The organism is Enterobacter sp. 198 (assembly GCF_009025585.1).
Taxonomy (GTDB): Bacteria; Pseudomonadota; Gammaproteobacteria; order Enterobacterales; family Enterobacteriaceae; genus Enterobacter; species Enterobacter ludwigii.
In genome coordinates, this window is sequence record NZ_WCIM01000022.1 from 164,272 (window position 1) to 177,693 (window position 13,422).

Genomic DNA, 13,422 nt, shown 5'->3' on the forward strand with positions numbered 1-13,422 from the left:
TTTTGCGCCGGGTGAGGCATCGTCTTTTAGGGGTAGTTAGGGTAGTGTTACGCAGATCGAACGTGATAAGGAATGTGTATGCGCAATCGCACTTTTGCGGATCTTGACCGTGTTGTCGCTCTTGGCGGAGGCCATGGTCTGGGGCGAGTGATGTCTTCTCTGTCTTCACTTGGCTCAAGGCTGACAGGGATAGTGACAACCACGGATAATGGCGGCTCCACCGGGCGTATTCGACGCGCGGAAGGGGGTATCGCCTGGGGCGATATGCGTAATTGTCTGAACCAGTTAATTACCGAGCCGAGCGTCGCTTCGGCGATGTTTGAGTACCGTTTTGGCGGTAACGGCGAACTTTCCGGGCATAACCTTGGAAATTTGATGCTTAAAGCGTTGGATCACCTGTCAGTGCGCCCGCTGGAAGCCATCAATTTGATCCGAAACCTGCTCAAGGTTGACGCGTTCCTGATCCCAATGTCCGAACAACCGGTCGATTTAATGGCGATCGATGCGGAAGGGCACGAGGTTTATGGCGAAGTGAACATCGACCAGCTTACCGTGCCGCCAAAAGAGCTGATGACCTACCCAAGCGTGCCCGCCACGCGTGAAGCCATTGAGGCCATCGGCGAAGCGGATTTGATTTTGATTGGGCCGGGCAGTTTTTACACCAGCCTGATGCCCATTTTACTGGTCAAAGAGCTGGCACAGGCTCTGCGCAGAACGCCCGCCCCCATGGTTTACATCGGCAATTTAGGCCGTGAGCTGAGCCCGGCGGCGGCCAGCCTGTCGCTGGCGGACAAACTGAATCTGATGGAGCAGTACGTCGGGAAGAAAATCATCGATGGCGTGGTGGTCGGCCCGAAAGTTGATGTATCAGGAATTGGCGATCGCGTGGTGGTGCAGGAGCCGCTGGAAGCGAGCGATATCAAATATCGCCACGACCGTCACCTGCTGCGTGAAGCGCTGGAGAAGGCGATTCAGGACCTGGGATAGAGATTATGCCTTCACCCAACCTCTCTCCCACGGGAGAGAGCAACCACTAAAAAAATGACAGCCTGCGGCTGTCATTTTGCTTTTACCTAGGAGGCGGCGATAAACAGATCGCGCAGCTGATGCAGCTGGTCGCGGATTTGCGCGGCCTCTTCGAATTCGAGGTTCTGCGCATGCTGCATCATCTGCCCTTCCAGTTCGTGGATTTTCTGCTGCAGCGCTTTTGGGGTCAACTCGACGGTATCCGGCTCAACCACTGAACGCGCTTTCCCGCGCCCTTTCGCTTTGGTCTTCGCAATGTTCTGACCCAGCGCCAGAATATCCACCACTTTCTTGTTCAGACCCTGCGGCGTAATACCGTGCTCTTCGTTGTAACGCTGCTGTTTCTCACGACGACGCTCCGTTTCGCCAATTGCTTTCGCCATTGACGGGGTAATTTTATCGCCGTAAAGGATCGCTTTACCGTTAACGTTACGCGCGGCACGGCCAATGGTCTGGATCAGGGAGCGTTCAGAACGCAGGAAGCCCTCTTTGTCGGCATCCAGAATCGCCACGAGCGAGACTTCTGGCATATCCAGGCCTTCTCGCAGCAGGTTGATACCCACCAGCACGTCAAACTCGCCCAGACGCAGGTCGCGGATGATCTCCATACGCTCGACGGTATCGATATCCGAGTGCAGATAACGCACCCGCTCACCGTGCTCCTCAAGATACTCGGTGAGATCTTCCGCCATACGCTTGGTCAACGTCGTTACCAGCACACGCTCGTTGATGGCCGCGCGGATACGGATTTCTGACAGCAGATCGTCAACCTGAGTGGCGACCGGACGCACCTCGATAATCGGATCCAGCAGCCCGGTCGGACGCACCACCTGGTCAACCACCTCATCGCCCGATTTTTCAAGCTCGTAGTTGCCCGGCGTAGCCGAGACGTAGATGGTTTGCGGTGCCAGCGCCTCAAATTCTTCAAACTTCATGGGACGGTTATCCAGCGCCGATGGCAGACGGAAACCATACTCCACCAGCGTCTCTTTACGCGCCCGGTCACCGCGATACATCCCGCCAATTTGCGGGATAGTCACGTGAGATTCGTCGATCACCAGCAGACCGTCTGCCGGCAGATAGTCAAACAGCGTCGGCGGTGGCTCGCCCGGACCACGCCCGGAGAGGAAACGTGAGTAGTTTTCGATACCGGAGCAGTAGCCCAGCTCGTTCATCATCTCCAGGTCAAACTGGGTGCGCTGGCTCAGGCGTTGCTCTTCCAGCAGCTTATTATTCGCCAGAAGCACCTTACGGCGGTCTGCCAGTTCAACTTTGATCTCTTCCATCGCCTGCACGATACGCTCGCGTGGCGTCACGTAGTGCGTTTTCGGGTAGATGGTATAGCGCTGAACAACCGACTCGACGTGGCCGGTCAGCGGGTCAAACAGCGACAGGCGTTCAACTTCTTCGTCAAACAGCTCAACGCGCAGGGCGATATCGTCCGACTCTGCCGGGAAGATATCAATCACCTCGCCGCGCACGCGGAAGGTACCGCGCTGGAACGCCTGATCGTTACGGGTGTACTGCAGCTCTGTCAGACGGCGTAAAATAGCGCGCTGATCGATGATCATCCCCTGGGTCAGGTGCAGCATCATCTTGAGATAGAGATCCGGATCGCCCAGACCGTAGATAGCCGACACTGACGCCACCACCACTACATCGCGACGCTCAAGGAGCGCCTTCGTCGCCGACAAACGCATCTGCTCAATGTGTTCGTTTACCGAGGCATCTTTCTCGATGAAGGTGTCAGAGCTCGGGACATACGCTTCAGGCTGGTAGTAATCGTAGTAGGAGACAAAATATTCCACGGCGTTATCCGGGAAGAACTCTTTCATCTCGCCGTAAAGCTGAGCGGCCAGGGTTTTGTTTGGGGCCAGCACCATCGTGGGGCGCTGCAGATCGGCGATAACGTTGGCAATGGTAAACGTTTTGCCCGAACCGGTTACCCCCAGCAGCGTCTGGTGCGCCAGCCCATCTTCCAGCCCCTCTTCGAGACGTCGGATCGCCTCAGGCTGATCGCCGGAAGGACGGAATGCAGAATTCAATTTGAACGGTTTACTCATGGGCGACAACCTGATGACGTTATAAGCGGCAGGTGAGTAATTTTACTCGTTGCTGCCAGGAATGCCAGTAAAAAACACTGGATGAAAAACCAGTAGCATGTCAGGATATTTAGAGTACCGGCAGGGTGATTAGCGCGATAGCGGTCAAAATTTGGACCGTGACAACATAAAACACCAGTCAGGACGGGTTATCCCCAGAACTTTTTCTTTTTTAACATTTGTCAAGCCAGGTAATGATAGTTTTATGGCAACAGGTGACACTTTCATTACGGCAATTGCTTTTATCTAACCAATTAAATATTAAGCGATATTTTCTAAAGCCGCGTTTCGCGCCAATTTGGTTGTAACCCGCGTCTTCTCTCGCTTATCGCGTGTTTTCTAACTCTAATGCACATGGTTATCCACAGGAATAGTGGATAACTGCTTCCAGCCCGTGCAGACCGCCGCTCAGCAAATTCCCGACTTTTCCCACGAAACGGCAGCAAAAATTTTTTATAGCTATTTTTTGCTGATAAACAGTTGTGTCATTCATAACCAACCGATGCGATCTTGCTCACATTTCCACCATTTTAACCCTGCACCACAACTCATCACGTCCGGCACCGCGGATGTGCAAAGGGGGTAATCACACACCGCTTATCCAGGACAAATTCCTAAAAAAGCCTCTTTTTTAATCAATTTAGGGTTTCTGGCAGGAGTTTTGCACATCCCACAATGAGCCTCATCCACACAGATTTTTAAGGAGAGAAAGATGTTGAGTCTGCGTGCAGTTAACCAGTTTTACGGAAGCCAACATACGCTATGGAACGTGGATTTAGATTTTCCCAAAGGCATGTGTACAGGCGTTGTTGGCCTGCCGGGGATGGGCAAAACGACCCTGATGAATTGCATCGCCGGGAAAGTGCCTGTCGACAGCGGCACCATCATCTGGCACGAAGCCGGTGCACCGCCGCGAGATTTGCTTAGCCAGACGCCAGAACCCTTCGCTGGCCCGGGAATAGGCTATGTCCCGCAGGACAGGCGGATTTTCTCCCAGTTAACCATTGATGAAAATCTGCATATCGCCATGCGCGCGACAGGGAAACCAGACCCTGAAGCGAAAAGTGACGTTTACGACCTCTTTCCGGAACTCTATGCGCTGCGACAAACCCGGGCCAACACGCTTTCGCCAGACGACCAGTATCAGCTGGCGCTGGCCAATGCGCTGGTCATCCGTCCGCGGATGTTGATTCTGGATGAACCGATGCATGGCGCGGGCCACAGCTTCGCCCAGAAGCTGAGCCAGCTGCTGGTACGGTTAAACCGGGAACTGGGAATGACGGTGTTGTTAGCTGAGCAGCAGCTGTCGTTTATCCGCCGGGTCGCGGAGCGCTTTTGCATGCTGTATCGCGGGCGTAACGTGGCCCAGGGCCACGTTAACGAGCTGGACGACGAGCTTATCGCACACTGGATGTCGCTGGAGGCAAGACGCTGAGATCGAGGTAATGCCCGGTTTCAGCGCACCCGGCAGTGTCAGCCAGCCACGGGATCTCCCCAAGAAACGGCGCAGGAATCACCCGCTTCAGCGTTGCCAGATACTCCTGATGTCGCCTGCCCGGCGCAACCACGTCGTTGGCTATCCAGCCGGCCAGGCGCAGCCCGGCCTGCTGAACGGCCTGGGCAGTCAGCATCGCATGGTTGATACAGCCGAGTTTGACCCCTACCACCAGAATTACCGACAGCTGCTCGATTTGCACCCAGTCAGCAAAGGTCTGGTCCGCCGAAAGTGGCGTAAACCAGCCACCGGCGCCCTCCACCAGTACCCAGTCAGCCTGGCGTTCAAGGGCGCGTAACCCGGCAGAAAGCACGGCAAAATCAATCGGGCGACCTTCATCGGCGCTGATAATATGCGGTGAGGTGGGCTCGGCAAAGGTGTACGGATTCACCGCTGAATAGGCAAGTTCAAGCGTGCTGTTGCGCTGGAGCGCCAGCGCGTCGGTATTGCGCAACCCGTGCGCCGTCATCTCGCTGCCGGAGGCGACAGGTTTATATCCGGCGGTGGTTTTTCCCTGCATGCGCGCCGCCTGCAGCAGCGCTGAGCTGGCAACCGTCTTGCCCACTTCGGTATCTGTTCCGGTGACAAAATAACGTTCAGTCACGTTCAATAATCCCATGAAAAAGTTGATATGAGAGCGGGAACTGCCCCCGCTGCTGCGGCCACGCCAGCTCCAGACGCTGCAACTGGCCGCGGGTAAGAGGCTTCTTTTCACGCCCCGCATGCAGATGGGTCGCGCCAATGCCCTTCAGGGAGCGCATGGCGCTGAAGGCATCGTCGAAATTCAGCGTAATGGTCTGCTCAGCACAGCGATAGCGCCATCCCGCCAGCGCGTGGATGACCTGCTCGTGCGACAAAAAACGGTTAGCGTGAGGTTGTTCATCCACCGCTTTCCACGCCTGATTGAGCTCCGGTAAAGAGCTTTCCAGCAGCGTGGTGAAGGCCACGCATCCACCCGGGCGCGCCACGCGATAAAGCTCGTTTAATGCCTGCGGGAGACTACTGCACCACTGTACCGCCAGATGGCTCCAGACCAGATCAAACCGCGCATCCGGCAGCGGAATGGACTCAATATCGGCAACCAGATAGTGGTGCGCGGCCTGCTGCTGACGGGCCTCCTCGAGCATATCGGGCGACAGATCGATAGCCGTCACCTCGCTGCCGGCCGCACGCCAGTGTCGGCTATTGGCACCCGGCCCACACCCGGCGTCCAGCACCAGAGGGAACCGGGTCTCGTTGAGTAAAGCAAGCAGACCCTGCGCGCTCTGACGCTGGAGTTCATCGTGCTGCGAATAGCTGCGTGCGGCCCGGCCAAATGCCGCCGCGATCGCCTGTTTATTCACGGGTGTCATGCAGCGCCTCCAGAAGTGCCTCGATATCCTCTGCTTCGTGCGCCGCCGTGAGCGTCAGACGCAGCCGGGCAGTGCCTGGCGGTACGGTTGGTGGACGAATAGCCGTCACCCATATCCCCCGCTCGCGAAGCGTCTGCGCCAGCGTGAGAGCCAGACCGTTTTCCCCCACCATCACCGGCTGGATTGCGCTCTGCGAATCGGTGCTCTGGAACGGGAGATGGCGTAACCCCTGGCGAAAACGCCGGATATGTTCCGCCAGACGCGCCCGTCGTTCCGCGCCTTCAGCGCTGCGGATCACCGCCAGTGATGCAGACAGCGCCACGGCCTGTGCGGGCGGCATACTGGTGCTGTAAATGAGATGACGGGCGAACTGCAGCAGATAGTCGGCGACAGACTCGCTGCACAACACAGCCGCCCCGCTCACGCCAAAACCTTTCCCGAAAGTCACCACCAGCAGTTCCGGCTTCACGTTTTGCTGATGGATGCTACCGCGCCCTTCCTCACCCATCACGCCAATACCATGCGCATCATCAACCAGCAGCCAGGCGTTTTGTCGCTGCGCCGTCTCATGCAGCGGACGCAGCGGTGCACTGTCGCCGTCCATGCTGAACACCCCTTCTGTGACCACCAGCTGCTGTCCGGTGCAGGGCTTATCGAGCAGGCCAGCAAGCTGAGCCGCATCGTTATGGGCAAAGCGGCGGAGCTGCGCAGGGCTTAAACTTGCCGCTTCCAGCAGCGAGGCGTGACTTAAGCGGTCGGCAACAATGCGGTCGTCCTTGCCCATTAGCGCGGTGATGACCGCCTGGTTGGCGGCAAAACCTGAAATGAACAGCAACGCACGCGGATACCCCAGCCAGTCGGCAAGGGCCTCCTCCAGCGCCTGATGCGCCGTGGTGTAGCCGCTGACATGCCCCGAACCGCCGCTGCCGACGCCAAACCGCTCCGCCCCCTGCTGCCAGGCGCGGACGATTGCCGGGTGCTGGCTCAGCCCGAGATAATCATTGCTGGAGAAATTGCAAAACTGCCGACCCTCGCGGGTGAGAAAACGGCCTGCGCCGTTTTCTACCACGTTGCGAACGCGAAAGGCATCTGCCGCCCGCCGTTCTTCAAGCGCGGAATGGATACGTGCCTGCCAGGTCATACGGTTGCCGCGTTGTAGAACTGGTCAGTATCGGCGTTGAAAATCTGCTGCTCCAGCTGCTGCTGTTGCTCGTTATCCCCCGTCAGGACGTCTGTCTGATGCGGGTTCAGCCCCAGCTTGCGGAACAACTGGACGTCTTTATCCTCTTCCGGGTTCGGGGTGGTCAGCAGTTTGCAGCCGTAGAAGATGGAGTTGGCCCCGGCCATAAAGCACATCGCCTGCGTCTGCTCGCTCATCTGCTCACGACCCGCCGAGAGGCGCACGTAGGAGGTCGGCATCATGATACGCGCCACCGCAATGGTGCGGATAAAATCAAATGCATCCACGTCTTCGTTATCCGCCAGTGGCGTACCTTTAACTTTCACCAGCATGTTGATCGGCACGCTTTCCGGCGGCGTGGGCAGGTTCGCCAGCTGCAGCAGAAGACCCGCACGGTCTTTCACCGTTTCGCCCAGTCCCACAATCCCGCCTGAACAGACTTTGATGCCGGCGTCACGCACTTTATCCAGCGTATCGAGACGCTCCTGATAGGTCCGCGTGGTGATGATATTGCCGTAAAATTCAGGGGAGGTGTCGAGGTTGTGGTTGTAGTAATCCAGCCCTGCCGCGGAAAGGCGTTGCGCCTGCTCTTCGTTCAGCGTGCCAAGGGTCATGCAGGCTTCCAGCCCCATCTCTTTCACCCCTTTCACCATCTGCTCCAGATACGGCATGTCGCGATCGTGCGGGTTTTTCCATGCCGCGCCCATACAGAATCGGGTTGAGCCTGCATTTTTCGCCTTACGGGCGGAGTCGAGCACCTGCTCCACTTCCATCAGACGTTCAGATTCAAGCCCGGTTTTATAGCGCGCACTCTGCGGGCAGTATTTGCAATCTTCTGGGCATGCGCCGGTCTTGATCGACAGCAGCGTACTGACCTGCACATGGCGTGGATCGAAGTGCTGACGATGCACCTGTTGGGCTTCAAACATCAGCTCAAGGAAAGGTTTATTGAATAATTCAGTAACTTGCGACATCGTCCAGCGTGCGTGGTGAGCCATGGGGCTTCTCCAAAGGGTTTTGTTAATTTTCAGATCGGTTTATACTCGTAAACCTAAAACTTTTCAAAATGGTTTACAAGTCGATTATGACCCAGGACGATCTCGCCTTCGACAAGCAGCATATCTGGCACCCTTACACTTCCACTACCCGCCCCCTCCCCGTTTACCCGGTCGCCTCGGCTCACGGGTGCGAACTGACCCTGAGCAGCGGTGAGTCGCTTGTGGACGGCATGTCATCCTGGTGGGCGGCTATTCACGGGTATAACCACCCGCGTCTGAATGCGGCGATGAAAGCGCAGATTGACCAGATGTCGCACGTGATGTTTGGCGGTATCACCCATCAGCCTGCGGTTGACCTGTGCCGGCGTCTGGTCGCGATGACCCCGGCCCCGCTGGAGTGCGTTTTCCTTGCAGATTCCGGCTCTGTTGCCGTGGAAGTGGCGATGAAAATGGCGCTGCAGTACTGGCACGCCAGAGGTGAGACCCGCCAGCGGTTCCTCACCTTCCGCAACGGCTATCACGGCGACACGTTCGGCGCGATGTCGGTGTGCGATCCGGATAACTCCATGCACAGCCTGTGGAAGGGCTATCTGCCAGAGAACCTCTTTGCCCCGGCACCGCAAAGCCGTTTTGACGGGGAGTGGGATGAAATGGACATGGTCGGTTTTGCGCGGCTGATGGCTGCCCACCGCCATGAGATTGCCGCCGTTATTCTTGAGCCGGTTGTGCAGGGTGCAGGCGGAATGCGGATGTACCACCCGGCGTGGCTGACACGCATTCGTAAGATGTGCGATCGCGAAGGCATTCTGCTGATTGCCGATGAGATCGCCACCGGCTTTGGCCGCACCGGCAAGCTGTTCGCCTGCGAGCATGCGGGGATCGCACCGGATATTCTGTGTCTGGGTAAAGCGCTGACCGGCGGCACCATGACGTTGTCCGCCACGCTGACAACGCGCCACGTTGCCGACACCATCAGCGACGGCGACGCGGGCTGCTTTATGCACGGCCCAACGTTTATGGGCAACCCGCTGGCCTGCGCGGTGGCGAGCGAAAGTCTGGCCATTCTCGAGAGCGGCGAGTGGCAAACGCAGGTCGCGACGATTGAAGCGCAGCTTCGCCAGGAGCTGAGCGCAGCGTCAGCGGCTGAATTCGTGGCGGATGTGCGCGTGCTGGGTGCCATCGGCGTGATTGAGACCACCCATCCGGTTAACATGGCGGCGCTGCAGCGTTTCTTCGTGGAACGGGGAGTGTGGGTGCGTCCTTTCGGCAAGCTTATCTATCTGATGCCGCCTTATGTTATCTCGCCGGCTCAGCTACGTCAGTTAACGGCTGCGGTAGTTGACGCCGTTAACATTCCCGCACATTTTGCGATTTAACCCTGAGCGTTAACGTCGGTACTCTGTTTATGCATTACACTTTTTGCATAATCGGGTACCGAGGTAAATCGTATGAAAATCATCAGTAAAGATCTGCGCGACGGGGAAAAACTGCCTGAACGCCACGTTTTTAACGGCATGGGTTATCAGGGGGATAATATCTCTCCGCATCTGGCGTGGGACGATGTTCCGGCGGGAACCAAAAGCTTTGTTGTCACCTGCTATGACCCGGATGCCCCTACAGGCTCAGGGTGGTGGCACTGGATAGTGGCGAACCTGCCTGCGGATACGCGCGTTCTGCCGCAAGGTTCCGGCTCTGACCTGGTGGCGCTGCCTGAAGGCGCTATCCAGACCCGAACCGATTTTGGCAAAGCGGGTTACGGTGGCGCCGCGCCGCCAAAAGGGGAAACGCACCGCTATATCTTCACGGTTCACGCGCTGGATGTGGACAAGATTGAGGTGGATGAGGGTGCGAGTGGCGCAATGGTCGGCTTTAACGTCCATTTTCATTCGCTGGGTAGCGCATCGATCACGGCAATGTATTCGTAAAAAAACCGGTGGCCTGAACGTGTCCGGGCCACCGGGCAAATCTTAGAGCACCGAAGGCAGTAAGCCCACCAGGCTTCCCTTCTCCAGCAGCGCGATCGCTTTATCAATATCCGGCGCAAAGAAACGGTCATCATCGTAATGCGCGACCTGTTGACGCAGCAGATGACGCGCCTGTTCCAGCAGCGGGCTGGATGTCAGACCTTCACGCAGATCAACGCCCTGACATGCGGCCAGCCATTCCACCGCCAGCACGCCGCGGGTGTTGGCGGCCATCTCCCACAGACGACGCCCAGCGGCCGGGGCCATAGAAACATGATCTTCCTGGTTCGCTGACGTTGGCAGACTGTCCACGCTGTGCGGATGCGACAGGGCCTTGTTCTCGCTCGCCAGCGCTGCGGCCGTCACCTGGGCAATCATAAAACCGGAGTTAACCCCGCCGTTGCGGACCAGGAACGGCGGCAGCTGGGACATATGTTTATCCATCATCAGCGCGATGCGACGTTCGGATAAGGCCCCCACTTCCGCAATCGCCAGCGCGATATTATCCGCCACCATCGCCACAGGCTCGGCGTGGAAATTCCCCCCGGAGACCACTTCGTTTTCCTGAGCGAACACCAGCGGGTTATCAGACACCGCATTCGCCTCCACCAGCAGCACTTCTGCCGCGTGGCGCAGCTGCGTCAGACAGGCTCCCATCACCTGGGGCTGACAGCGAAGCGAATAGGGATCCTGTACCTTGTCACAGTTATGGTGAGAGTCTGCAATATCGCTGGTCTCGGTCAGCAGGTGACGGTACATCGCCGCGGCGTCAATCTGCCCGCGCTGGCCGCGCACCTCGTGGATACGGGCGTCAAACGGACGACGTGAGCCAAGCACCGCCTCGGTGGTCAGCGCACCGCACACGACCGCGGAGGCGAAAAGATCCTCGGCTTCAAACAGACCACGCAACGCAAACGCCGTCGAGGCCTGGGTTCCGTTAAGCAGCGCCAGCCCCTCTTTCGCCGCCAGCGTTATCGGGGTTAATCCGGCTTTTTTCAGCGCCTCTTTCGCGGGGAGCCACTCGCCCTTCCAGCGAGCCTGACCTTCACCGAGCAGCAGCAGCGACATATGGGCCAGCGGCGCAAGATCGCCGGATGCACCGACGGAACCTTTTGCCGGGATCCACGGATAGACTTCCGCATTCACCAGCGCCATCAGCGCCTCGATCACGCTGAGGCGAATTCCGGAGAACCCACGCGCCAGACTGTTGATTTTGAGCACCATCATCAGGCGGACAATGTCATCATCCAGCGGTTGACCGACACCCGCCGCATGCGAAAGCACCAGCGAGCGCTGTAAATTTTCCAGATCGTGCGTGGCGATACGCGTCTGCGCCAGCAGACCAAATCCGGTGTTGATGCCGTAGGCGGTACGTCCTTCGGCAATAATGGCTTCAACGCAGGCAACGCTGTCGTTAATCGCGGCGTGGGCGCTTTCATCAAGTGAGAGCGTAACCGGTTGACGCCAGATGTTACGCAGCTGTTTGAGCGTCAGTGAACCGGGAGTGAGGGTTAAGGCGTTCATTAATGCTTTCCTTGTGTGGCAGGGATCATCGGCAGGTTCAGGCCCTGCTCTTTGGCACATTCAATCGCAATCTCGTAACCGGCATCCGCGTGGCGCATTACGCCGGTTGCCGGGTCGTTATGCAGCACGCGAGCGATACGCGCTGCCGCTTCATCCGTACCATCACACACGATGACCATTCCCGAGTGCTGGGAGAAGCCCATTCCTACGCCACCGCCGTGATGCAGCGACACCCAGGTCGCCCCGCTGGCGGTATTCAGTAAGGCATTCAGCAGTGGCCAGTCGGACACGGCATCGGAGCCGTCGCGCATGGCTTCGGTTTCACGGTTCGGGCTGGCAACAGAGCCCGAGTCGAGATGGTCGCGTCCGATAACAATCGGCGCGGAGACTTCACCGCTGCGCACCATTTCGTTAAAGGCCAGACCCAGTTTTTGTCGCCACTCCAGCCCGACCCAGCAGATCCGCGCCGGCAAGCCCTGGAAGTTAATGCGCTCGCGAGCCATATCCAGCCAGTGGTGCAGATGTTCGTCGTCGGCGACGATCTCCTTCACTTTGGCGTCGGTTTTGTAGATATCTTCCGGGTCGCCGGACAGGGCCACCCAGCGGAACGGACCAATACCGCGACAGAACAGCGGGCGAATATAGGCAGGCACAAACCCCGGGAAGTCGAAGGCGTTACTCACGCCCATCTCTTTCGCCATCTGGCGAATATTGTTGCCGTAATCAAATGTCGGAATGCCCATCTGGCTAAAGGCCAGCATGGCGTTCACGTGCTCCGCCATGGAACGTTTAGCGGCGAGCACCGTGCCTTCCGGGTCACTTTCGGCGTTTTGCTGATACGCTTCCCACGTCCAGCCCGATGGCAGATAGCCGTGAAGGGGGTCGTGCGCGCTGGTCTGGTCGGTGACGAGATCCGGGCGTACACCACGGGCCACCAGTTCAGGGAGAATGTCAGCCGCGTTGCCGCAGAGCGCAATCGACATCGCTTTGCCTTCTGACGTGTATTTTTTGATGCGTGCCAGCGCGTCATCCAGGTTTTCAGCCTGTTCATCGACGTAACGGGTACGCAGACGGAAATCAATGCGGCTCTGCTGACATTCGATGTTCAGGGAGCAGGCACCGGCAAGGGTCGCGGCCAGCGGCTGTGCGCCCCCCATTCCCCCCAGACCGGCAGTCAGTACCCAGCGACCTTTCAGCGAACCGTTATAGTGCTGACGACCGGCTTCCACGAAGGTTTCGTAGGTGCCCTGCACAATCCCCTGACTGCCGATGTAGATCCAGCTTCCCGCCGTCATCTGGCCATACATCGCCAGCCCTTTGGCGTCCAGCTCGTTAAAGTGTTCCCAGGTCGCCCAGTGCGGGACAAGGTTAGAGTTGGCGATCAGCACGCGCGGTGCATTCTTGTGGGTTTTGAACACGCCGACCGGTTTGCCGGATTGCACCAGCAGGGTTTCGTCATGTTCCAGATGAGTCAGGGATTCAACAATCGCGTCATAGCACTCCCAGTTGCGCGCGGCGCGGCCTATGCCGCCATACACCACCAGCTCGTGTGGGTTCTCCGCGACCTCAGGATCGAGGTTATTCATCAACATGCGCAGCGGGGCTTCGGTGAGCCAGCTTTTGGCGGTAAGTGTGGTGCCGCGCGCGGCGCGGACATCCTGCTGGCGGTATTTACCTGACGACATTGTGTGCTCCTCATACGGGACAGATGATGTATTCAGATATACTTGTATAGACAAGCACACACAAGGTTGGATTTAACAAAAAAGATACAATTTTGT

General features: G+C 57.8%; 11 protein-coding genes. 4 read left to right on the forward strand and 7 right to left on the reverse strand.

Annotated elements, in window-relative coordinates; translation table 11 throughout:
• The first annotated feature begins 78 nt into the window (after positions 1–78).
• Positions 79–987, forward strand: a complete 909-nt coding sequence (gene yvcK / locus F8561_RS13630) for a uridine diphosphate-N-acetylglucosamine-binding protein YvcK (protein ID WP_020884933.1) — start codon at positions 79–81, stop codon at positions 985–987.
• 86 nt (positions 988–1,073) lie between these two features.
• On the opposite strand, the gene uvrB is transcribed toward yvcK, so the two are convergent.
• Positions 1,074–3,089 carry an excinuclease ABC subunit UvrB gene (uvrB, locus tag F8561_RS13635; RefSeq protein ID WP_020884934.1) on the reverse strand — a complete coding sequence of 672 codons (2,016 nt, stop codon included), beginning with the start codon at positions 3,087–3,089 and terminating at the stop codon, positions 1,074–1,076.
• Positions 3,090–3,840: 751 nt separating this feature from the next.
• Here uvrB and F8561_RS13640 point away from each other — a divergent pair.
• Entirely contained in the window at positions 3,841–4,563 is a 723-nt protein-coding gene (locus F8561_RS13640; RefSeq protein WP_014169219.1) for an ABC transporter ATP-binding protein, read from the forward strand.
• Here the strand turns inward: F8561_RS13640 and bioD are convergent.
• Genes bioD through bioB form a run of 4 tightly spaced genes read right to left on the reverse strand, consistent with a single transcriptional unit; the run spans position 4,526 to position 8,153 of the window.
• Positions 4,526–5,227: a dethiobiotin synthase gene (bioD, locus tag F8561_RS13645; RefSeq protein WP_040016971.1), complete on the reverse strand. Its 702-nt coding sequence runs from the start codon at positions 5,225–5,227 to the stop codon at positions 4,526–4,528. The genes F8561_RS13640 and bioD overlap by 38 nt on opposite strands.
• A complete protein-coding gene (gene bioC / locus F8561_RS13650) occupies positions 5,220–5,975 on the reverse strand; it encodes a malonyl-ACP O-methyltransferase BioC (protein WP_121340078.1) in 756 nt (251 codons plus the stop codon). The genes bioD and bioC overlap by 8 nt, the downstream gene beginning before the upstream one ends.
• The gene (bioF, locus tag F8561_RS13655) at positions 5,959–7,116 is read right to left on the reverse strand and encodes an 8-amino-7-oxononanoate synthase (RefSeq protein ID WP_047743866.1); all 1,158 of its coding nucleotides are present in this window, start codon (positions 7,114–7,116) and stop codon (positions 5,959–5,961) included. Before bioF ends, bioC begins: the two co-directional genes overlap by 17 nt.
• Positions 7,113–8,153, reverse strand: a complete 1,041-nt coding sequence (gene bioB / locus F8561_RS13660; RefSeq protein ID WP_014169215.1) for a biotin synthase BioB — start codon at positions 8,151–8,153, stop codon at positions 7,113–7,115. Before bioB ends, bioF begins: the two co-directional genes overlap by 4 nt.
• A gap of 86 nt (positions 8,154–8,239) precedes the next feature.
• Between bioB and bioA the strand changes: the two genes are divergently transcribed.
• Entirely contained in the window at positions 8,240–9,529 is a 1,290-nt protein-coding gene (bioA, locus tag F8561_RS13665; RefSeq protein WP_032677717.1) for an adenosylmethionine--8-amino-7-oxononanoate transaminase, read from the forward strand.
• A gap of 72 nt (positions 9,530–9,601) precedes the next feature.
• Positions 9,602–10,078 carry a kinase inhibitor gene (locus tag F8561_RS13670; RefSeq protein ID WP_014169213.1) on the forward strand — a complete coding sequence of 159 codons (477 nt, stop codon included), beginning with the start codon at positions 9,602–9,604 and terminating at the stop codon, positions 10,076–10,078.
• A 42-nt stretch (positions 10,079–10,120) separates the two neighbouring features.
• Here the strand turns inward: F8561_RS13670 and hutH are convergent, their stop codons facing one another.
• Together hutH and hutU are read right to left on the reverse strand one after the other, a co-directional pair.
• Positions 10,121–11,641, reverse strand: a complete 1,521-nt coding sequence (gene hutH, locus F8561_RS13675; RefSeq protein ID WP_025204638.1) for a histidine ammonia-lyase — start codon at positions 11,639–11,641, stop codon at positions 10,121–10,123.
• A complete protein-coding gene (gene hutU, locus F8561_RS13680; RefSeq protein WP_032677715.1) occupies positions 11,641–13,326 on the reverse strand; it encodes a urocanate hydratase in 1,686 nt (561 codons plus the stop codon). The genes hutH and hutU overlap by 1 nt, the downstream gene beginning before the upstream one ends.
• Positions 13,327–13,422: the final 96 nt, after the last annotated feature.